Annotated in this window: 21 protein-coding genes; 1 reads left to right on the top strand and 20 read right to left on the bottom strand. The window is 54.3% G+C overall.

Features of this window, described 5'->3' with window-relative positions; genetic code table 11:
• Positions 1-6: 6 nt before the first annotated feature.
• From PAE68_RS06865 to PAE68_RS06820, 10 genes are all read right to left on the bottom strand, one after another.
• The gene (locus PAE68_RS06865) at positions 7-1,437 is read right to left on the bottom strand and encodes a lipopolysaccharide biosynthesis protein (protein ID WP_281885378.1); all 1,431 of its coding nucleotides are present in this window, start codon (positions 1,435-1,437) and stop codon (positions 7-9) included.
• Positions 1,438-1,519: 82 nt separating this feature from the next.
• The gene (gene gmd, locus PAE68_RS06860; RefSeq protein WP_281885376.1) at positions 1,520-2,515 is read right to left on the bottom strand and encodes a GDP-mannose 4,6-dehydratase; all 996 of its coding nucleotides are present in this window, start codon (positions 2,513-2,515) and stop codon (positions 1,520-1,522) included.
• A gap of 36 nt (positions 2,516-2,551) precedes the next feature.
• A complete protein-coding gene (gene fcl / locus PAE68_RS06855) occupies positions 2,552-3,496 on the bottom strand; it encodes a GDP-L-fucose synthase (protein WP_281885374.1) in 945 nt (314 codons plus the stop codon).
• Positions 3,497-3,519: 23 nt separating this feature from the next.
• Positions 3,520-4,149, bottom strand: coding sequence for a sugar transferase (locus tag PAE68_RS06850; RefSeq protein WP_281890941.1), 630 nt, complete (start codon positions 4,147-4,149; stop codon positions 3,520-3,522).
• Between the two features lie 60 nt (positions 4,150-4,209).
• Positions 4,210-5,106 carry a UTP--glucose-1-phosphate uridylyltransferase GalU gene (galU, locus tag PAE68_RS06845; protein ID WP_281885372.1) on the bottom strand — a complete coding sequence of 299 codons (897 nt, stop codon included), beginning with the start codon at positions 5,104-5,106 and terminating at the stop codon, positions 4,210-4,212.
• A 295-nt stretch (positions 5,107-5,401) separates the two neighbouring features.
• The gene (locus PAE68_RS06840) at positions 5,402-6,091 is read right to left on the bottom strand and encodes a CpsD/CapB family tyrosine-protein kinase (protein ID WP_281885370.1); all 690 of its coding nucleotides are present in this window, start codon (positions 6,089-6,091) and stop codon (positions 5,402-5,404) included.
• A complete protein-coding gene (locus PAE68_RS06835; protein WP_281885368.1) occupies positions 6,072-6,824 on the bottom strand; it encodes a YveK family protein in 753 nt (250 codons plus the stop codon). Before PAE68_RS06835 ends, PAE68_RS06840 begins: the two co-directional genes overlap by 20 nt.
• 288 nt (positions 6,825-7,112) lie before the next feature.
• The gene (locus PAE68_RS06830) at positions 7,113-7,286 is read right to left on the bottom strand and encodes a hypothetical protein (protein WP_281885366.1); all 174 of its coding nucleotides are present in this window, start codon (positions 7,284-7,286) and stop codon (positions 7,113-7,115) included.
• 245 nt (positions 7,287-7,531) lie between these two features.
• Positions 7,532-9,628, bottom strand: a complete 2,097-nt coding sequence (locus tag PAE68_RS06825; RefSeq protein WP_281885364.1) for an S-layer homology domain-containing protein — start codon at positions 9,626-9,628, stop codon at positions 7,532-7,534.
• A 98-nt stretch (positions 9,629-9,726) separates the two neighbouring features.
• On the bottom strand, positions 9,727-10,176 hold the full coding sequence (locus PAE68_RS06820) for a hypothetical protein (RefSeq protein WP_281885362.1): 450 nt from the start codon (positions 10,174-10,176) through the stop codon (positions 9,727-9,729).
• Between the two features lie 193 nt (positions 10,177-10,369).
• On the opposite strand from PAE68_RS06820, the gene PAE68_RS06815 reads away from it, so the two are divergent.
• Positions 10,370-10,747 carry a helix-turn-helix domain-containing protein gene (locus tag PAE68_RS06815; protein WP_281885359.1) on the top strand — a complete coding sequence of 126 codons (378 nt, stop codon included), beginning with the start codon at positions 10,370-10,372 and terminating at the stop codon, positions 10,745-10,747.
• 126 nt (positions 10,748-10,873) lie between these two features.
• Here PAE68_RS06815 and PAE68_RS06810 read toward each other — a convergent pair whose 3' ends face one another.
• The 10 genes from PAE68_RS06810 to PAE68_RS06765 form a co-directional block, all read right to left on the bottom strand.
• Positions 10,874-11,212, bottom strand: a complete 339-nt coding sequence (locus PAE68_RS06810) for a helix-turn-helix domain-containing protein (protein WP_281885357.1) — start codon at positions 11,210-11,212, stop codon at positions 10,874-10,876.
• A 36-nt stretch (positions 11,213-11,248) separates the two neighbouring features.
• Positions 11,249-11,536 (bottom strand): hypothetical protein, encoded by a 288-nt coding sequence (locus PAE68_RS06805; RefSeq protein WP_281885355.1) that lies wholly within the window; start codon positions 11,534-11,536, stop codon positions 11,249-11,251.
• A 116-nt stretch (positions 11,537-11,652) separates the two neighbouring features.
• Positions 11,653-13,227 carry a hypothetical protein gene (locus PAE68_RS06800; protein ID WP_281885353.1) on the bottom strand — a complete coding sequence of 525 codons (1,575 nt, stop codon included), beginning with the start codon at positions 13,225-13,227 and terminating at the stop codon, positions 11,653-11,655.
• Positions 13,220-13,618: a DUF2304 domain-containing protein gene (locus PAE68_RS06795; protein WP_281885351.1), complete on the bottom strand. Its 399-nt coding sequence runs from the start codon at positions 13,616-13,618 to the stop codon at positions 13,220-13,222. Before PAE68_RS06795 ends, PAE68_RS06800 begins: the two co-directional genes overlap by 8 nt.
• Entirely contained in the window at positions 13,611-14,348 is a 738-nt protein-coding gene (locus tag PAE68_RS06790) for a glycosyltransferase family 2 protein (RefSeq protein ID WP_281885349.1), read from the bottom strand. The genes PAE68_RS06795 and PAE68_RS06790 overlap by 8 nt, the downstream gene beginning before the upstream one ends.
• Positions 14,314-15,708: a murein biosynthesis integral membrane protein MurJ gene (gene murJ, locus PAE68_RS06785; protein ID WP_281885347.1), complete on the bottom strand. Its 1,395-nt coding sequence runs from the start codon at positions 15,706-15,708 to the stop codon at positions 14,314-14,316. The genes PAE68_RS06790 and murJ overlap by 35 nt, the downstream gene beginning before the upstream one ends.
• Positions 15,709-15,739: 31 nt before the next feature.
• Entirely contained in the window at positions 15,740-16,606 is an 867-nt protein-coding gene (locus PAE68_RS06780) for a DUF3473 domain-containing protein (protein ID WP_281885345.1), read from the bottom strand.
• A 15-nt stretch (positions 16,607-16,621) separates the two neighbouring features.
• The gene (locus PAE68_RS06775; protein ID WP_281885343.1) at positions 16,622-17,791 is read right to left on the bottom strand and encodes a carboxylate--amine ligase; all 1,170 of its coding nucleotides are present in this window, start codon (positions 17,789-17,791) and stop codon (positions 16,622-16,624) included.
• Positions 17,792-17,803: 12 nt separating this feature from the next.
• Positions 17,804-19,870 (bottom strand): hypothetical protein, encoded by a 2,067-nt coding sequence (locus PAE68_RS06770; protein WP_281885341.1) that lies wholly within the window; start codon positions 19,868-19,870, stop codon positions 17,804-17,806.
• Positions 19,871-19,891: 21 nt separating this feature from the next.
• The gene (locus PAE68_RS06765) at positions 19,892-22,159 is read right to left on the bottom strand and encodes a hypothetical protein (RefSeq protein ID WP_281885339.1); all 2,268 of its coding nucleotides are present in this window, start codon (positions 22,157-22,159) and stop codon (positions 19,892-19,894) included.
• Positions 22,160-22,241: the final 82 nt, after the last annotated feature.

Below are 22,241 nucleotides of genomic sequence, written 5' to 3'. Positions count from 1 at the left end.
CGTTTATTATGAAGTTAATTTAGCTGCTTCCACCTTTACTTTTCTCTTATAGAAATATTTCACTACTTCCTTTTTTTCAAGTAATATAAAAACTATTAATGCTATTAGGATTATGGCTATGTTTATGATGAAAAGTACTATAGAACTATCACTTAAACTAACTGTTAATTCTGATATTGTAATAAAAATTAACATAATCACACAATAATACAACAATCTTTTACTAAATAGTCTGTACCTAAAGTAGCGACGCGATAACGAATACGATATTACTAGTAGAACAACAAACGAAGCAAGTGAAACTATAGTAGCAATATACAATCCGAATTTTGGGATAAGAATAAAATTCATTGAAACACTAAAAATTGTTGCAATCAAGGTACTCACTGGTATTAACTTAGATTTTAATGCAATAATACCCATTACATTTACTGATACTAGATGTAGTGAGTATAGTAGTTGTCCAGCTAACAAAAACGGTACATAAGGAATAGAATCAACATAACTATCATGTAAGAATAATTCTATAAACGGTTTAGACATTAAGTATATAGAAAAACAAACGAAGAATATAAATTTACTGTATAGTTCAATGGCTGACTGTACTTTTTCTGGATCAGTTGTGTTCATGAATACCCCTATCATTTGATTATTTACTGCGTTGGCCACTAATCCTAATATTGAAGCAATGGTCACTGCAGTTGCGTAAATACCTGCCTCATGACTTGAAAGCAAATAACTGATAATAACCCTATCTCCACCGGTTAGTACTAATTGTAGGATGGCAAATATCGCAAATGGAACAGTATATTTATAAACAGATAACAAATTCGTCTTTAACTTTTTCGAAAATGATACCTTATGAAAAAAAACACCACTTTTGCGAGTGTTATAGATAATTGTCATTACTAAAGCAGCGACATTCCCCAGAACCACACTATAGACTCCCCAACCAAGTTGAACTAGCGCCATAATGGTGAAAGATGGATATAATATAACCTTAATAAGATCTGCTACTGCATAGTCTCTTGCGTTGTTGGTCGCTCGATAGAAGTCCCTATAGAAAGAACAAAAGAAAAAATCAACAAAATATACTATTAGTAAAAAACTCGTCAGTAGGACCAACTTGCTATTCTCAAATAAGAACCCATTAATAATAAGAGCTCCAAATATTATTGAAGAAATACAAAATGTTATAGAATATGATTCCTTTAGGTCATCAGTTCCATTACTCGAACTTTGTTCCTTCAAGCTTTTAAATATATAATTATTGACTGAGAGTGTTACTAGTGTAGTAATAATAGTGCATATAACTATTGAAATCGATAAAATACCGTAGTCCTCAGGCGATATATAAAATGTAATTATTGGAAAAACAAAAAAACTGATCAATCTTGACAAAATACTTGGTAGTGTAAAATATATAAGTTTTTTCATATCTTATCTCTCCTGAGATACTAAAGGTATTAGGTGGCATCAACATACCTTAACGCCACCTATACATATATATGATTCTCAACTATTGTATCTCAACACGGGCTCTGTGACTTTCCTCACGACCAACCCGCTTCATATCCTCATCCACCATCATATGAATCAGCTCTTTGAACCCTACCTCCAGCTCCCAGCCGAGCTGCTCCTTCGCCTTCGAGCAGTCACCGAGCAGAAGATCGACTTCAGCTGGACGTACGAACGCCGGATCGATGTACACATGATCCTCGTAGTTCAAGCCAACATAAGAGAATGCCACCTCTAGCAGCTCGCGAACCGTGTGCATCTCGCCAGTCGAGATGACGTAATCGTCCGGTTCGTCCTGCTGAAGCATGAGCCACATCGCCTTCACGTAGTCGCCGGCGAAGCCCCAGTCGCGCAGAGCGTCGAGGTTGCCCATCGGCAGCTTATCCTGCAGGCCGAGCTTGATACGGGCGACACCGTCTGTCACCTTACGTGTGACGAACTCAAGTCCGCGACGCGGAGACTCGTGGTTGAACAGAATGCCAGAGCAAGCGAACATATTGAAGCTCTCGCGGTAATTGACCGTAATCCAGTGACCGTATACCTTCGCTACGCCATAAGGGCTGCGAGGATAGAACGGCGTCGTCTCCTTCTGAGGCGTCTCCTGCACTTTACCGAACATCTCGCTGCTGGACGCTTGATAGAACTTGGCATCAGGCTTAATGAGACGAACCGCATCGAGCATATTCGTTACACTCAGCGCCGTAATGTGTCCAGTGGTGAAGGGCTGCGGCCAAGATGCAGCGACGAACGATTGGGCCGCCAGGTTATAGACTTCATCCGGCTGCGAGATACGTACCGCTTCGATCAGCGAAGCGAGGTCTGTCAAGTCGCCAGAGATCCACTGAATCTGATCCTTAATGTGCTGGACGTTCTCATAGTTCGGTGTGCTCGTACGTCTGCGCAGGCCGAACACCTCATAGCCCTTACTCAGCAGCAGCTCCGCCAGATAAGATCCGTCTTGTCCCGTTACACCTGTAATTAGCGCTCTCTTCGTCATAGATATACTCCTCCGAATGGTTGAATTTAATCGTATTTAATTAACTGGATTTACAGCGTATTGCTCCTTGAACCATGCATAAGCTGAACGAACTCCATCCTCCAGCGGGATGCTGGCGCTCCACCCAAGTTCGTTGATCTTCGTCGTATCGACGAGCTTGCGCGGTGTGCCGTCCGGCTTCGTCGTGTCGTAGACAATCTCGCCCTCGTAGCCGACGATGCGGCCGATCAGCTCGGCAAGGTCCTTGATCGCGATGTCGTCGCCGACGCCAATGTTCACAATCTCGCTGCCTGAGTAGTTATTCATTAAGAACACGCAGGCATCAGCAAGGTCATCGGCATGCAGGAACTCGCGACGTGGCGTGCCTGTACCCCAGATTTCAACGGATGGCTTACTGCTTTCCTTCGCCTCATGGAACTTGCGCAGCAAGGCTGGCAGTACATGGGACGATTGCAGGTCGAAGTTATCGTTCGGGCCGTACAGATTAGTCGGCATGACCGATACATAATCGGTGCCGAATTGACGATTATATGCTTCGCACAGCTTAATACCGGCGATCTTAGCGATTGCGTAAGGCTCATTCGTCGGCTCTAGTGCCCCAGTCAGCAAGTACTCTTCCTTCAGAGGCTGTGGCGCGAGCTTCGGATAGATGCACGTGCTGCCGAGGAACATCAGCTTCTTGGCGCCGAACTCATACGCTGCTTCGATCACATTCGTCTGAATCTTCAGGTTGTCGCCAAGGAAGTCCACCGGATAGGTGTGATTCGCTACAATTCCCCCTACCCTTGCAGCTGCGAGGAACACGTATTCGGGCTGCTGCTCGGCGAAGAATCGATAGACGGCCGTCTTGTCACGAAGATCGAGCTCCTTGCTCGTTCTCGTCACGATATTCTCATGTCCTGCCTTCTCCAGCCTGCGAACAATAGCCGAGCCAGCCAGACCGCGGTGACCGGCTACATAAATTTTCGATTGAAGCTCCATCACTTATTCCCTCTCTTCATCTCTTAATAAGCACCCTTCGACCCGAACATGACCAGCACGGTCTTCACGATCAACCGGCAATCCATCCGGATCGAGCGCTCCCGTATGTAACGCAGGTCGAGTTCGACCATCTCCTTGAAGCCGATGTTGCTGCGTCCGCTCACCTGCCACAGGCCGGTGCAGCCTGGAGTCGCAAGCAGCCGAAGCTTGTCGTACTCCGTATACTCGGCGACCTCACGAGGAAGCGGCGGGCGTGGGCCGACGAGGCTCATCTCGCCCTTCAGCACGTTCCACAGCTGCGGTAGCTCGTCGATGCTCGTCTTGCGGATGAAGCGGCCAATGCGGGTGACGCGAGGGTCATTCTTCATCTTGAACATGGCGCCGGTCGTCTCGTTCTTCGCGAGCAGCTCAGCGAGCAGCTCCTCCGCGTTCGATACCATCGAGCGGAACTTATACATCGAGAACTCGGCGCCGTTCTTGCCGACGCGAGTCTGTCTGAAGAAGACAGGTCCCTTCGGGTCCTCCAGCTTGATCAGAAGGGCGACGACGATGAAGAGCGGGAAGAGGAGCACAACGCCCGCTCCTGCTCCCAGCACATCCATCATCCGCTTCATGGCGAAATATTTCGTATGCGACAGCGAGGACGACTGCATCACAGCAGCCGCCTCCGCTCCGGTATGGAAGTCGGTAGATTTCATATGCTTCTCTCCCCCTTAACCGAGCATCGGCAGAGAAGACTTCTCACGGTCAAGAATTTCCTGCAGCGCGTTCAGCAGCGGAAGCTTCAGCTCGCCGTTCATCAGCGCGTAATCGAGTGTCGTTAGAATGAAGCCGAGCTTCTCGCCGACGTCATAGCGCGTCCCCTCGAAGTGATACGCATACACGCTCTGGAACTTGTTCAGCATCTGGATCGCATCGGTCAGCTGAATCTCACCGCCTGCGCCCGGCTTCTGCTGACCGAGAATCTCGAAGATCTCCGGTGTCAATATGTATCTGCCCATAATCGCCAGATTGGACGGGGCTGTGCCCTTGGCCGGCTTCTCGACGAAGTTGCTCACCTTGTACAGACGGCCATCTCTCTCCGAAGGATCGATGATGCCATAGCGACTCGTCTCCTCCTGCGACACCGGCTGCACGCCGATGATCGAATGCTGCTTCTCGTTGAAGTGGTCGATCATCTGCTTCAAGCAAGGCGTATCGCCGTGTACGATGTCGTCACCGAGCAGGACCGCGAACGGCTCATCTCCGATGAAGCTGCGCGCGCACCAGACCGCGTGACCCAGACCCCTTGGCTCCTTCTGACGAATGTAATGAATGTCCGCCATCTTCGAGGAATGCTGCACCTGACGCAGCAGCTCAAGCTTCCCCTTCTCCAGCAGGTTCTGCTCCAGCTCGAACGCATGATCGAAGTGGTCCTCGATCGCCCGTTTTCCTTTACCTGTGACGATGATGATGTCCTCAATACCCGACTTGACCGCTTCCTCAACGATGTACTGAATCGTCGGCTTGTCGACGATCGGCAGCATCTCCTTCGGCATCGCCTTCGTGGCCGGCAAGAAACGTGTACCTAACCCGGCTGCGGGAATGATCGCTTTTCTGACTTTTTTCATCACATCTAACCTCCCGTATTCGATATATTGGTATGGCACTTCTTTCATTGCAGCCTGATAAAAGTGCAAGCTACACCGTCTTCACCACGAAAACGGCATAGCTTGAAATTTTATACACAATAAAGAATGGGGCATCTAACCCCTCCTCACGTCACACCCTTGACGATGAACGTCTAAGGCGGCAAGCCGCCCACAGCATGACCGAGTGCCTACACGTGATAGAGGTGCAGTAGACATGACCTGAAGCGCGCCCTCGGGCTGAAGCTTCCTTCATATTCATAAGCATTCGAATCCCTTATTCCTCCGAGCTGTAATAATAGTAGTAAGGCGCATCTTCCTTCTTGCGTTCCTTGTTATTGAGCACGACGCCGAGGAACCGCGCATTCACCTGCTGCAGCCTCTGCACCGCCTTGCGGGCCGTATCCCGCTTCACGCGTCCGCTGCTGAGCAGCATCACCACTCCGTCGCACTTGGTCGACAGCACCTGAGCATCCGTCACGGCAAGCGCAGGCGGCGAGTCGATTAGAATGATGTCGTACGATTGCTTCAGCTCGTCGAGCAGCGCGTTCATCTTCTTCGAGTTCAGCATCTCCGCCGGGTTCGGCGGGATCGGACCGCTCGATAGAAGCGACAAGTTATCGATATGAGTATCGTTGATCGCCTGCATGAGCTGGTGCTGGCCGGCGAGTACACTGGAGATGCCGATTCGATTCGACTTCGTGAAATAATAGTGAAGCGTCGGCTTCCGAAGGTCCGCATCCAGCAGGATGACCCGCTTGCCCTCTTGAGCGAAGGCGACCGCGAGGTTCACAATCGTTGTCGACTTGCCTTCAGACGGCTCCGGTGAGGTGACCATGATCGCCTTAATTTCATCATCCACCGTTGAGAACTGAATATTCGTGCGCAGCGTCCGGTACGACTCCGAGATGAACGACTTCGGATTCTCCGCGATCATAATGCGATAATTATTGGCTCGCGCTTGCATAGGTCGTCTCCCCCACCTGTGTATGTTTGTCTTGCTTATTCGTGCCGAAGTCTTCCTTCGACATCTTATGGATCGTGACGAGCACCGGCAGGCCGAGCACATGCTGCACATCCGCTTCATTCTTAATCGTGTCATCGAGATATTCGAGGAGGAACGTCAGTCCGATCGCGACCATGAGCGCGACGACGAAGGCGATCGCAATATTCATCTTCGGATTCGGCTTGATCGGCTGCGGATGGTCCAGCAGCTTCGCTTCATTGAGAATCATGACGTTGTCGACATTCATGATGAGAGGAATTTGACTACGGAACACATCCGCGATCGCATTCACGGTACGGACAGCTAAGACGTGGGATTGATCTTCGACGGTTAACGTGATGACCTGTGTATCGTTGACCGAGCTGATCTTCACCTTCTGGATGAGCTGCTCCGTGGTCAGCCCGAGGTCTGGATATTGGGTGGCTACCTTCTCCATAATGGCCGGTGTCTTCACAATTTCCTTATATGTATTGACGAGCATGATTTGTGACCGAACGAGATCGCTCGTAATCGTATCTTTACCGCTCACTTCGACTGACTTGTTGACGATCAGCTTCGTGCTGGCGGAGTAGACCGGCTTCAAGTAATAGAAGCTAATCGCAGCCGAGGCCAGACAGCTGGCAAGCACGATCACCAAAATCATCCACATGCGCTTCTTTAAGATTTGGACGTATTCCTTCAGCTCTAGTTCCATTGCTTCTCCTCACGCTCTCTCTAGTTTATTTGTATTAACTGATACTTAATGTATCATTGTAGTTAAAAAAATGAGTCCCTGCGATCCTACTTATGTCTCGACTGTGCCGTCCCAGGAATCTGTCACGCGCCCCCTCTCACCTCAGCTGCCATCTGGTCGCGCCGATCTGACAGCTCCGCTGTTGTTCTCGCTAGAGAACGTACTCACGCACATTAAATTGATACTATAAGTATCATTACTCTTACAACTTACACTTTATGATACAATATGTTTCATGTCAAGCGGTTTTTAACGATTATTCGCGCGGAATGAATCTTTTGTGGAAGATTGTTGATTAAGCTCGGAAGGCTTAGGCTCGATCATCGAGGCGTTGACGAACTTGTCGGAGGCAATATCGAGCTGCTCTAAGATCAGCTGTATATCCAAATGGATCGGTTCAGAATGGGCATGTCGTTTACTCATTTGGCATTGCTCCTTCTCTATCGAATGGTTAGAGGATATGTTGCTTGCAGCTCTTACTATCACTTTATGATACACAGCGTATCTTGTCAAACAAAAAATATGTCGCTATATGTCGAATGTAAGCAATGAAAACGCCTACTTCTATGACGAAATATCAAGTTTTTTTTATAATTGCTTTTTCATAAAGAAGAGGAGATCCTCAACCGGATCTCCCCAGCCTCCCTGCTACATTCTTCAGCTACTTACTAGTCGATAAACTTCAGGTGGTCGAGCAGTCGCTTCAGGAGCACCGCCGCCTGCGCTCTTGTCGCTGTCTCCTGTGGACGGACATAGTAGTCCTTCACTCCTTGGATGATGTCAGCCTGCAGCGACTTCTTAACTGCATCAGCTGCCCATGGGCTGACGAGCGACGTATCGACGAACTGCTCCCATCTATGGTTGCCGTTCGAGGCGACCTTAATATCTTGGCCGACGTACTTCGCTGCGCGCTCGAGCATGACGAATAGCTGCTCACGCTGGATCGTCGCGTCTGGCTTGAAGGTACCGTCCTCGAAGCCCTCGATGAGTCCGGCCTTCGCCGCCGCTTCGACAGAGCCGCTGTACCAGGCGCTTGCCTGCACATCCTTGAACGTGCTGCCCGCTGGTGCTTCCAACAGTCCGAGCGCACGGACGAGCAATGCCGCGAACTCGGCACGTGTAACCGAAGCTTCCGGCGAGAACGTATCTTCGCTGACGCCGTCGACTACCAGCTTCGAGGCCATCATCTCAACGTCCGACTTCGACCAGTGACTCGACAGATCCGCGAACTCCTTCTCGCGTGTAATGGTTGCAAAGATCGCGTCGTGCAGAGAACTGATTGTCGCGTTCGAGGTGCTGGAGCCGCCTGAGAAGACAGATGGAACGAAGCTCAGCTTATCATTGGCCGGATTGAACCATACGGCTGTTGTGCGGCTTGCATTCACGCTGCTGTTCATTGTCCACGTTCGAGGCACATACTGATTCTTATAGTCGGTAATATTCGTCCGTGTACCGCTGGCCGTTTCCCGCTTAATGGAGAATTGGTAGATCGGCTTGACAACCTTAGAACTCTTCAGTGCAGCCGCCTTCTGAATTCTCTCATACATCGTATCTCCCTCGTCAATTCGTGCAAGCTCGAAGACAATTCGATCATTCGCTGCGCCTGCTGCGTTAGCGAAGATGTTCAGAGGCATCTGGAGCGTAATACCATCTACAACAATCTTCAACGTAATGCCCGATGAAGCTGCTGCTGCCAATACTGCTGCATCAAGCTTCACATCGACCGGCAGCTTCGTAGCACCGAGATCGAGAGTCAGCACCTTGCCAGCTACCTTGCCGCTTGCGAGGTCGTCAAGCGCAGCCTTCAGTTGCTCGCTCTTCAGCTCGACAACGTTAACCGCGACGCCATTCTTGGTCACCTGTGTTACCGTCGCAGCTCCAAGTCCGAGCGTTCCGTTGAACGGAGCTGTCGTGGTGCCGCCCGGTGTACCGCCTGTTGTACCGCCTCCACTGCCGCTTCCCGAATCTTCACCATTACCGCTGCCATTGCCAAGACCCTCTGCAGCGATAACAGCCTTCACCCAGGCGATCATTGCCTTACGATCTGGGTCAACCCGCGGACGGAATAGACGGATAACATCGGTAATGTCGGAGCCTCGAATCCCAATTGTGGACAAGACGTTAGAGACCTTCAGCGAGTTATCGCCGATCACCTTATTAAGCTCTTCTTCCACGACATTCTCAGCCTTGACCGGGTCTGTCGCCATATTCAGCAGCTCATTAAGCGTCATCGCCTTGAAGCGATTCGTAACGTTCGATTGCAGCTTGTCGATCGCAGCTGCGATGTCGTCGATCGTAATATAATTCAAGCCATCCTGTCCGGCAAGACGGATGAGCTCGTCAGCGACAGCGCGCAGCTCCGGCTTCGTGATGATGTCGTTCAGTCCACTTCCTTGCTGATCATACGGGTAGCTCAGATGCAGTACGAGGTTCAGAATGTTCGCCTTGGTCAAGTTCGGATAGTCCGGCGATGTGCCCTTCTTCGCCTCTACACGTGCCCAGATCGGTTGAATAAGCTTCTGGTTATCCGGATTATTGAGATCGGACTTGAGAGCATCCACCTTGTCCTGAGCGGCAAGCACGATCTTCCGGTCTTCCGGCGTCATCTTCTCCACGATGCGCTTGATCTCATCGTTCAGCTTCTGGCTTGGAGTTGTAGCTGCATAGACGGAACGATACAGTCCTAGCTCAACGCCCGGGACAACCATCAGGCTGCTGTACAGCAGACCAACGCTAAGCGTGGTCAGCATTAGCTTGTTTTTCATTACCATAATCCCACTCCTTGTTATCTATGTTAAATGGATGAAGCTCCAGGGTGAACGCTGTGAATGAAAGAATACGACATAGAATGTATGGATGGAAATTAGGTTTGAACATTGACTAGCGGGGTATAATTATAGATAGGGCTCATATGCAGCTGGTAGCTTTCTGTCGCACGGTCGTAGAATCGTTCTCTCTGATCGGACGCTTCAGCTAGCCTGCGTAAGAGATGCGAGCGCTCCTTCTCCTGCAACGTGCACTGTGCGGCATAGATGTTGGAGGAGCCTTCACCTTCCTGTCGAAGAAGCATACCGAGCCAGCTCAATCGAAGCTCGTCTGCAGCAAGCTCGAAGCGAAGCTGCACCTCGTGATCGTCAGGTAACCGGAGCGGAGTGGCGAACGTAATGTCGTGCTCAGTCACGCTCACCAATCGAACGACAGCGCTTCTCGTATGTACCGTTCTACCGTTCAGCCGCTCGATGGAGAGCGTCAGCCGAATCGGTGAACGAAGCTTGAAATATGAGGCATCAAGAAAATATGTCGAATCATGCACTCAGCATCTTCCCATCTTCATACTTTTTGGTTACAATAAGCTTGTAAAGCGGATACAATCTGTAATGAACCATCCAAGAGTGCATTCACTAAATTAAAAATATGATACAAACTGTATCATTGTCAAGATGTTTTTTTTTGCCATGCTTATAATACATCTACTGGGAAGTCAACTATGTTGGGAGGTACCGTCTATGAACTACGGAGAGCGAATCGCACTGCTTCGTGAGAAGCATGCGATGACGCAAGGCGATTTGTCCAGCAAGCTCGGCATTACACGCGCCTCTCTCTCGCATTACGAGAACAACAGACGTGCACCAGATTTCGAAACGATCGACAAGATCGCCAACTTCTTTAAGGTGTCAGTCGATTATTTACTCGGACGCACCGACGACCCGCATCAAGTATTGGATGATGAGGTTCGAGAATTCGTGGACAGCCTGGAGCTGTCAGATGACAACATTATGGAGAAGTTCAGCCTGACGATCGACGGGACGAAGCTGACTGCCGATGAGGCGCGCCGCTTTATCGCCTTCATCCGGGCGGAGCGTATGATAGGTCGCAAGGAATAGACTTGGGGCTGCTTGTACGCAGCCGTTCTCAATTGTGAACAAGCCAAGGAGCACGGTTCTGAACGATCAGACTGTGCTCTTTTTGGGCATGCGTGAATGGGTGTGTATGACTGTGAGCTTATTGAGTTATTCTCGGAATGCATCGGGATAGAGCACCTCGGCGACTCGGCGAAGCTGCAATACTTGCTCCTCGGTCATTCGGCAAGCCGCGCGAGATAACAGCTGAATCGCCGGGTGGTCGATGTCTACAGAAGACTGCGATGTGTCCCCTGTCCGATCAAGAAGGTAGTCGGTCGTCGTGTTCAATATGTCCGCAATGCGGCTCAAATTGTCAATGGAAGGATTAATTCGGTTATTCTCGATGTGGCTGTAGTGGGCTCTTCCGATATGAAGCTTCTCGGCCATGCTGTGCTGAGTATATCCCCTCTGTAAGCGCAGCACTTTGATGCGATCACCGACCTTCACTACTCCCTCCCCCTTGCTTGTATAATGACTGCTGCTCTATTGGTGTGCTCTGCTTGACGAATACGACTGAACAGCAGCTAACTGGAGCTGCAACGGATCAGCAGGATCGTACAGCATTCCCGCAGGCCGCTCCTGCTGTGAACCGTTCGGATAGACGTCCTCTGTTACACGGCTTGCCGGGCTCGCTGGGGTCGACTGGCTTGCAGCAGCTGGTACGGCCGCGGCGCGCGCCTGCCGGTCATAGTACTGACTGCCGAAGAACCAAACCGCGATGTTGCCCCCCAGCAATAGAACGGGGATCGTCCACTTCCAACCTATACGCATCAACAATTCCTCGCTTTCGCATACATTCGTATACATATTGTATCACATGCCATACGAATCTCCTAGCTACTGCGTGCTTCAGGAACATATAGCTGACCGCCACACTCGCACATGACTTAGACACTCTGCTGATGCTGCCAGTCTTGGCTCTCTGTATAAACATAGCACGTGCTGCAGCTCTTGCCGTGCGCCTTGCAGGCATTGTCTAGCTGCTCCCAGCAATTCACAGCATACTGCTCGTATGCGGGACAGCTGCGGCATACTGTGAGCGGGGCGCAGTTCATCTCCCAGCAATAGCCAAGCGAGCGCTCGCTGGATGGTATCTGCTCCCGCTTCAGCGCGAACCAAGCTGTTAGTGCTTCAACAGCTCGCGCGTTCAGCTGCGAGCCAGCTTCGAGACGCAGCTGGCTCATCGTATCAGCGAAGGAGCCGATGCGTACAGTGTCTGAGCCTGCACTCAGCAAGCTAACGAAGCGCTCTGCAGCCTGTGCAGCTGCCAGATAGCTCGGCTCGTCGTAATGTGCGGGAGGGTCGGGTCGCAGCTGCCCGGTTTCATCTGAATTGCTGTCAGCAGCGGCAGAGTCGGTAGCTTCGTTGTTGGCTTCTCCGTGTAGATCGGCTGCGAGCTGAAGGTCGCCTGTCAGAGACCGTACGAGCTCCGCTGAGATGAGACGAATGCGTCTTCGCCACAGCTCAGACTGCAGCTCGACATCGTGCCTCATATATAGCTCCTCCGGACAGCCAAGCAGACCGATGCGGCCTAAGCTGCTGACGAGTGAGGCACGCTGTGCGAGCTGAGGCTCAAGACCGAGCTGCCTCGCAATAGCTGCAGCGTAGCGGCCCACCTGCTCCGAGCGGCCGGATGAGCCCGGCTCGATACAGTCGACGAGCTGCGCCAGGCTGCGCAATTGCTGGAGAGCAGTCGCCGAACCGGAGCCAGCAAGGCTCTGCTGCAGAAGCAGGTCGTTGAGCGGTCCGAGCACGCTCCCAAGCATGAGTACCCGGTAGCTGTATGGACCGGTCCATTGCTCCTGATCCATCGCGTAGCCGATCCAGACAGCAGGCTCGCCCCTGTACATCATTCTAGCGAATACGAGCCACTGCGCGCCGATCCCGCGCACCGTCTCCGGTAGACTGCTGTACCTCGGGTGTTCGGTAGTTATCGTTACGGGCTCGACCGCCTCCCCGATGAGGCGAAACAGTGCCCTCATCCCCCTGTCTTCAGCAAGCTGAGCCTCAAGACCCCTTCCCTGCGCCTTGGACGAGCAAGTCACCTTCAATTGCTGCCCCTCCGGATGAATCAGCAAGCAGCCGTCCATGCTCCAGCTCGTCTGTGCAAGCTGGAACAGCAGCTCGACCAGCGCGTCGGGCTGTTCAACGAGCCGTCGCGCCTTGCCCGCAGCGACGACGAGGTCGAACGACTCATCAGCAGCAAGCGCATGGACGGCCGCTGATGCTCCGATGGCGGTGTCACGCGCACTGCCAGTCTTAGAAGCATCTTCAGTCAATGTGCCAATAGCGCCGTCTGCAGCGAGCCCAGCATCTATATTAGGGTTCGCCTCAGACGACTTCGCTCTCCTCTTGCCCGCACGAAACCGCCCCAATATGTCGAGTGCCACCATAATGAGTACCGCGAGCAGCATACCCGCCGCAGCCGCTTGAACGGGATATAAGGTCGTAAGGCTACTCATGTTGAAGGGACGACTCCTTTCCGAGTGACACTCCCGCTTCCTGCATATGAAGCTCGGAGCTGACGAAGAAGTTGTTCAGCGCCACGTGCTGCGCTACCTCCTTCAGCTTATCGTTCAGATGCGAGATCTGAATGGACAAGTATAGCACGATCAAGAGCAGCACAAGTGTAGACAGCATGAACAGCAGCGAGGGCGGGTATTGCACGCCGAGCAGTGCTGCAAGCTTATCGAGCGAGCCCGGATTGCCGGATAGCACGAGAATGAGGGTGGAGCCGCCGAGCCAGACGAGCGACAGCTTCTCGCTTATTTTGCTACGAGCGAGCAGACGGAAGACGATGATAACGAAGCACAGACCGCATACAAATGTGAAGTAGGGAAGAATGCTAGGCATTATTTTTCACCCTCAATCTGAATTTGTACTGGACGAAGACGATGAGAATGTTGAGCATCATGCGGCACATGTAGATGATCGGCTTCAAGCCACCGTGCTGCTGGCTCTCTCCGTGCTCGCGATCCCGCATATTGACAGGGACCTCGGTAATCGTCAGATTGCGATACAGCATCCGAATGAGGAAGTCCGCATCCGGATATTCCATCGGGAACCGGTTCTTGATCGCGAATTCGCGATACAAGGGCAGTCGAATGCAGCGTAAGCCGGATGTCGTGTCGGTGATCCGCTTGCCCGTTAAGACCCGAATGATGTCGCGGAATAAGCCCGCTACCGCTCTCTTGTGCGGTCCAACATGCATCTCTATACGCTCATTGTTCAGAAACCGGGAACCAATTACGATATCGCTCGTCCCCTTGTTCATCTCCTCGATCATGCTGCGCAGCGTGGACGGATCGTGCTGGCCGTCGCCGTCGAATTGAATAATGTATGGATACTGATACAGACTGGCGAACTTGTAGCCGGTTTGCAGCGCGGAGCCGTAACCGATATTGCTCGGATGCGAAATAACGTAGACGCCAAGCTGCGCTGCCAGCTGCGCCGTACGGTCGGCCGAGCCGTCATTGACGACCAGGATGTCGACGTCGAGCTGCTGCTCGCGGATGCCGGTAATGACGCTGGCGATGCTTTTTTCCTCATTATAAGCTGGAATGATGACTAGTGATTTGACCATCGGCGAATCCCTCTTTCTTCATTGTCATACGTAACGAACGAACCATCATCAGCCATAGACATACCGCGTTCAAGCTCCAGCCGCAGGCAGCCGCGTAGCCGATGCCGGGAGCGCCAAGGCGGGCAACGAGCACGAGGTCGAGCGCGATCGTAACCGCCCCGGACAGTATGAACACGAGCAGCGCCCTGCTCATCTGGCCAGCCGCGAGGAAGTAGCGCAGCACGACCGTCGAGATGCCTTGCCCGACCATGCACAGCGCATAGCTCTGCAGCATACCGGAGGTCAAGGCGAGCGAGCTATGATCGAACGAGCCCCGCAGGAACAGCAGTGCGACGATGGGCTCATGAAACACGTAGAACAGCAGCGACAGCGGCAGCGTCAGAGCGGTAATGGCAAGCACGGAGCGATGCAGCCGTTGCTGCAGCTTGTGCCATTCCCGGCTCCGAATCCATTCGGATAAGGAGGGCAGCACGACGGCCGAGATGGCAGCTGCGAACACCCAGATCGGGAACTGGGAGATGCGGTAGGCGTAGTTCAAGCCGGCGATCGTACCGACCTCAAGCTGGGACGCCAGATAGCGCTCCACGAGCAGCACCGTCTGTGACGTGAGCAGAATGAAGAAGTAAGGCAAGGCGGCAGCGGCCATCTCGCGCACATCGGCGCGTACGACGGGGTCGAGCCGCGGAAGCAAGCGGTCTGTCAGCCTGACTCCACCCCTCGTGCCGACAATCGGCTGCCATACATACACAGCCATGACCGCGGCCGCACCGGTAACGCACATCGCGTAGACGTATACACCGCTCTCATGCGGCAGCTGCAGCGCAAGCGCGACGACGATGGCGGCGAGCAGCACCCCATTCAAGAGTACAGGCGCTACGGCCGGCCTGATGAACTCCCTCTGCGCCTGCAGCACAGAGGTGCCGACCGCACCGAGCGGCGCCAGCAGCGTGATCGGCAGCATTAGAAGCAGCAGTGCCGTAGACGTGTCCTGTCCACGAGGCGCGAGCTCTGCGCCGAACGAGCCGAGAAGCGGGACGCTGAAGATCGCGCACAAGCTGGCAAGCAATAGACCAATTGCGGCCGTCCCGATGACGGCCCACCGAATCGAGCTGCGCAATCGCGCCTCATCGCCTGAGAGTGTCAGCTCGGTCAGCTTCGGCACACAGGCGGAGGCGAGTACAGCCGCGAACAATCCGTTGCCGAGCGTATCGGCGATGAAGAACGATAGCGCGAGCTGGTCAGCCTCCTGCTGCGTACCGAAGTAGATCGCATACAACGTATCCTTCAGGAAGGCGACGACGGCAAGCAGCAGATTGACGAATATAACAGCACCGGTCGGTCCCCGTATAGACTGGAACAAAGTATGGATCGCAGCCGTAGCCTTCTCCCCCTTAGACCGAAGCGCTCAGCTGCTTGACCGGAGAGCCCGCGTAGCTCTCGCGGATCACCTCGCTCATCGTGCCGAAGCGGAACTCCTTCAGCAGACGAAGCAGCTTCGGCTCCATCGTTCTCAAGTTATGGTAATGAATCAGCTTGCGGTGAGGCTGCACCTTGCGAACGACCGGCTGCTCCAGATCAATCTCCCACGGGTGAATATAGATCATGCCCGCTCGCTTCTCGTTCAGCTGCCTCAGTGCCCAAGCGATAACGGTATAGGGCAGCGCCCGCATGTAGAAGCCGCCGGAGAACGGCACCTTCAGCTTGCCGAAGTCCAGCACCGTCGGCGGGAATTCGAGCAGGCTGAGCTGTCGGCCGTTCACGACTGGGTAATATGGCTCAGACGGCGCTCCCGCGACACCAGAGAGCGGCGTCCAGAACGGCTGAATGCTGGAGTCGCACGTGAAGCCGAGCTGGTCCAGGATGGTGAGCACCTCGTAGCGATCCGGCGAGATCGACCACGACGGCGCGCGGAACAGACGTACCGGCTTGCCCGTAACGCGCTCGAGCATTCGCCTGGAGTATAGAACGTCCCGTCTGAACTCCTTCAGCGACAGCTCGCTCACCATCCGGTGCCAGCCGCCATGCGAGCCGATCTCATGACCTCTCACGTCGATCTCGCGCACGAGCTCCGGATATTTCTCCGCAATACAGCCTAGAATGAAGAACGTCCCCTTCACCTGATGCTCCTCCAGCATGCCCAGCAGGCGGAACGTATTGTCCACCACCCGATCCTGGTAATTCCCCCACGTCTCCACTGGATAGTTAAAATCGTTCGTCTGGTACCAGTCCTCCACATCAACCGTTAATGCATTCAACACATGCTTCCCATCCCTTCATCGATCGAACATCATCTTCCACACCGTTCTATTGAGACTGAGCCGGAAGCAGGCGAGCACCATGCCGAGAGCGGGCAGCGGGTCCTTGAACGATATAATGTCGTCCTTGCCGCCGTTCCACAGCGACTTGGCGAACGCCCCGACTGCAGCGAGCCTGCGCCTTCGCGTCAAGAAGTGCAGCAGATCGATCGGCAGCAGCGAGCGGCACCGTACGCCGACCTTATAGGGAGCAGGCTCATCTGCCGTAAGTCCGAGTCCGAGCGCCTCCCGAGCCGTATCGTACGGGAAGTTCAGTCCGGACAAGTACGACAAGTGCAGCGAGTTCCAGTAGCGCGGGTTGATCTCCATGAACTTCGGCTTGCCGTCCCGCGGATCGAGCATGAACTCCACCTCCGCGACGCCGCGCCACTTCAAGGCCGATAGCATCCGATCGCACGCATCGATCAGCTCTGGCCATGCGACGCTCTCCTGTGCCGTACTTGGCCCCCGCTCCGCGGGAAAATGCCTCAGCTCCTTCTGCACGAAGGAAGCAGCAAGCGTCCCATCCGCCTTGTACAACAGGCAGACATCGTAGCGCGGCCCCTCCGGAATGCACTCCTGCAGCAGCGGGTACGGATACTCCGCATGCACCTCGCGGTACAGCAGCTGCAGCTCCGCTGGCGTATGCGCCATGCGGATCCCTCTCGAGCCTGCGCTCGCCCGAGGCTTAATGACGACCGGATACGTTAAGCTGCTCATGGCGCTCTGCAGCTCCTTCATGCTCATCGGCATCAGCGTCTCTGGACAATCTACCCCGTGCGAGGCGGCCCACTTGACGGATAAGAACTTATCCGCCGCGATCTTGTAGCTATCCAGAGGCGGAAGTAGAACGCGAGTTCTGTCCTCAATCTCCTCCCGATGCTTCAGCACGATAGACATCGTCTGATCGTCCATAGGGATGAGCACATCGATCCGCTGAACCTCCAGCGTCTCGAGCAGCCAGCTCATGAATAGCTGCGGAGCTGCAGCCGGATCGGGGTAACGAAGCGCTCTATAGCAATACTTAGAGAAGGCGGCCGACGTCACACGCATGCGATCGGCGACGACGACCTCCACCCCCTGCTCCCCTAGCGAACGTACAGCCGAGAGCGTCTTGCGCATCAAGCCATCGGTCAACAGCACCCTCATCTTCTTCTCTCCTCAGCGCAGCAGGTCATACGGGTTATTCCCGTCCTGCTTCAATAAGTAAATGCGCATGCTCGGCGTGTCCTCATACACCTCAAGACGACCCGGATGCTTCTGCCGGTACGCCTCCGCCCAGTAATAAGTCTTCGCTTCGAGCACGGTGCGGCTATCCTTGTTGCGGTAATAATCATCGAGTCGATCGCCCTGTATCGTCGGGAACGGCTGTGCCGCGTCCGCCTCCGTCACGTGCCGCTCTGTGCCGAGCGGCACCTTCTCCACGAACCAGAACACGTAGTTAGTCGGGAAGCTGACTCGTTCCGCGTCGCCTTGACCCGTAATGTCGCGCACGAACTCCCACAGGTTGTAATGCCAGCCGTAGCCGATGACGAGCGGATACTCCTCAATCGTCGAGACGATCGTCCACTCCTGATGCGGGAAGTCTCCCTGTATGCGCAAGTACGCTCGCGCGGCATCGTCATACTGGAACCGATCACCCTCTGGTATCGCATGCCCGCTATTGGAGAAGAAGAACAGCAGCGCCGCCGAGCACGATAGCAGCTTGAACGCATTCGACAGCTTCGTGCTGCGTAGCAGACTGCCGGCCGTACTAATCGTCAGCGCCATCAAAATCGCTGCCCCGAGCACGAAGAACGCTTCGAGTCGGTACTCGGGAATGAACACCGGCAGTCCGAGGTGGCCTGCTTGGTATACACAGAAGAAGAACAAGCCAAGGAGCAGGAACACCATGCTGCTTCTTAGGCTATGCTGCGGCAACAGGGACACCCGCTTGCGCAGCAGCTGCGACAGGGCGAGCAGCACAGCGAGAGCGCCCATGCAGAACAAGAACAGGAAGAAGAACCGATTGCTCTGATACACCTTCCACTTGTCTGCCCACGTCTGCTCGGCGCCGTCCAGCGTCACGCTGTCCTTGATGAAGTCGATCGACGTCTGGTGGAACTCGAGCCCCGCCAGAATACCGAGCGCGAGCGGCGCCATACCGAGAATACCGGCGGCGAGGAAGATCGCGATGATGCGCAGCATGCTTCGCGACGCCAGCACCTTATCTGCGTATACGACGAACACGATGATGTAGGCGACACCGTGACAGACGGCGACGTACGGATGGATGAACAGCGTCAGCACCAGACATTCCGCAGCCAGAATGAGTGAATACGAGCGTCCCGTCCGTAAGAACGAGATGAGGTAGTAGATGCCCGGAGCGAAGAACAGAATGCCGTATTCCATCGACAACGCGGACATTTGCCGCCAGACGTAGCCCCCGAACAGCCACGATGACGCTGTAATGATGACGAAGGTCAGCACGATGAGCATCAGATCCTTAGGGAACAGCCTGCGCAGCACGTAGAATATGGTGAACAGAATGAGCACGCCCGTCAGCGGACCGATATATCGGACGATATAGTACGGGTCCATCATGTAAAATTTGTTCAGCGCCGCAATGACCGCCTCATACCCATACGGGTATACTCCGTCAATATAGATAATGTTCGTGCTGAGCGCCTTGGCCCACTTCAGATGAACGTACGGGTCAGAGGAGGCGTAATAGGCGTATAGCAGCGCATGTCGGAACACGATGTATGCGGAGCAGCCGATCGAGCCGATCAGGCCGATACTGACGACCGGATGCTGGCGGATGTAGGTGGCTGTCCGGTGGATTGCTCTCCTTGTCTTCAGCCGCACCTTTCTGAGGCTCTTGAGCAGCAGCTGCCGCAGCTTCATGCGGTTATCGGACAAGTCCAGCAGCGTCGTTAGCCGATATACACCAATTGACAAGCTCCCCTCCTTCGCCCGCTTCCGCAGAAGGAAGACGAAGGTCAAGATGATGACACAGTACAGCGAGATCGTCTCGAACAGCTTCGACAGAGCCAGCACATGCACGACGACGATGATGAAGAAGTGGGAGTGCACCATGCTGACCATCCAGCGGTCCATCGGGCGCGGACGCTCCTGCTGCTCATCGACGTGCGGCGGCACCACTAGAGCCGGGAGCCAGTAGAACAGCAGCATGTAGGCGATGATGTATTTCAGTAGATGGAACAGATCAGCAGCAAATTCGGCCATCGGATGCAATACCTCCTTTCGTTATGGGCTGCCAGCGCCGGTTGCGCCTGATGAGCCAGTCTGGCTGGTGGGGCTCGTCGAGCGGGTCTGGCTGACCGGGCTCGTTGGGCTCGGGCCCCATAGCAGGTCGAATATTTCTTTACGAGAGGCATCCCGATGGAAGTGATAGACCGTTAAGTGGTCATCCTCGTAATAGACGGGCGGCTTGCCATGCAAGCTCTCATATTGATGAAGCCACTGCTCTAATCTGCGGTTATTGGCTTCAAAGGGTACACGGCGCTCCAGCAGCAGCGGATACAGTCCGTTCGTCTCCTTGACGAAGATCGACTGCCTCTCATGGAACAGGAAGACGTCATGCGTAATGTCCGGATCGGGTCGAGCGGAGCCCTGTCTAGTCAGTAGCTCGTAGCTCGGATCGTACCGTTCAAGGAAGCTGCTAAGCTGTTGATGGTAGCCGATCCCGAGCGCCAGCGAGTAGCCGCCCTCGGTCTGTGACACGATCGTCCATGTCTTCGGTCGGTATTGCTGACTAATGCGAAGATATTGCTCCATGCTGCTCTCCGACTCCATCTTATACGGCTCCACCTTCTCCGGCTGCCATTGCAGCAGCGCCCATGCCAGCACCATGATGAGGACGCTGCTGCTCACCGCCGTTGCCCAGCGGTAATGACGTACGAAGCTCCACACCATATGCCATGCCGACCCGATGCAGATCGGCGCCGTCAAGGCCCACAGGTCGCCTGAGCGAGAGGCGACGACACCGCTCTGTGTCAGCTCACCTCCATACGCGTACAGGAGGAAGGACGCGCAGCCGAAGCCGACGAGGTAGATGGGCACATACATCGTTGCCCACGACTGCTTACGTATGAGCAGCTTGAGCAGCATGCCCATGGCGACAACGCCGATCGACACAGCTGCGATCTCGTGAATCAGGTTCACTGTCGTCACGTAGGTCGTCTCCTCAACCTTGCTGACTAAGTATTCGACAGACGTCGAGTGCAGCGGCCGTCCGATCAGCAGGCCGTAGCCGAGCGGAATGGCGGCGGCTGCACCGGAGATGACGACCACAGCCGCAGTCTGCAGCACAAGCTGCAATCGGCCGACCCGCTGCACCATCAGCCCAGCAACGAGTCCTGCGGCGATCGCCGCACACGCATACGCATACGCGAGGGCGTGCGTCAGGCCGAGGATGCACAGGACGACGAGAACGGAGGTCCAAGCCTCCTTGCCAGGCCAGGATGGATGCTTCAAGCGCCAGCGGAGCTGCGTCTGCTTCAGACCTATGCGAGCAGCAATTGGTGGCCCCGTGTGCTCGCCTGCGCCGCTTGACAAGGACTCCGCGTGCTGGCCAGTGCCAGCTGCCAAGCGCTCGCTCAGCTCGCTATCCTCTCCCCGCATCCGTACGTAGCGGTAGTAGAAGTATGACGTCAGCGGCACGAAGATGAAGGCGAATTCCTGCGAATTGGTCGCCGTCTGGCGCTCCCAGGCACCGGGGTTCAGCTCTGCGCCGAACCAGCCGTACAGTGCGGCGGCGAGCAGCGCTCCCGAGTAGGAGCCGGTCAAGCGCTGAACGGTGACCCAGATCGCGAGCGTAATCAGGATGCCGTCCAGCGGTCCCATATATTTCAGAATGTACAGATGGTCGATCTGCGCCCACTTCTGGATCGTCGCCAGCACAATATGGAAGCCCTGCGGATAGATGTAGTCGAAGAACAGCTGCCGCTTGTCAATATACTTCATCCACGCGAGAGTCACGAAGCCGTCCGACAGCGCCGGAGCCGCCTCGGTCAGTGCATCGTAGAACCGGAGGTAGGCGGCGTAGCCGACGACGCTGAGCAGCAGCAGCGGACCTGCAAGTCGCTTGACCTGCAGACGCTCGAAGCATGCTTGGGCAAGTCGTCTGCACCTGCGCTGCAGCCACTCACGGGTTAATCCTGCGAGAGCCAGTCGTCCGTCGAGCGCATTGTAGAACAGCACCTGGTACTGGAAGCTATGCGAGTCGGGACCAGCCATGGCCAGCCTGAGCTTCCTGAGTCGGGTATATTTGCGAATGGATAAGACAAGCACGAGCAGCACCCAAGCTATGAATTCGTACAGCTTCGTCGCGACAAGGATGTATCCGCAGGCGATGATATACAGGACGATGTGACTGCTGTAGACGAGCTGTCGCTCGACCCAATCGCCGGACGGACGTGTGAAGATCAGTCTCGGTACGACAAGGAGTAGCATGAACAAGGCGAACGCCATATGCAGCAGCTGGCCGAGCTGGTGAGACCACGCACTATACATCGCTTCTCTACCTCCTTTTCCACAATGATGCTAAGATGAACTGACGTGCAGCTGCCCTCGAACAGCGCCCCATCCGATCCCC

Origin of the sequence: Paenibacillus sp. YYML68 (assembly GCF_027923405.1) — a bacterium.
GTDB lineage: Bacteria > Bacillota > Bacilli > Paenibacillales > NBRC-103111 > Paenibacillus_G.
The sequence above is the reverse complement of the archived record's forward strand: the minus strand, read 5'-3'. Positions and strand labels throughout refer to the sequence as shown.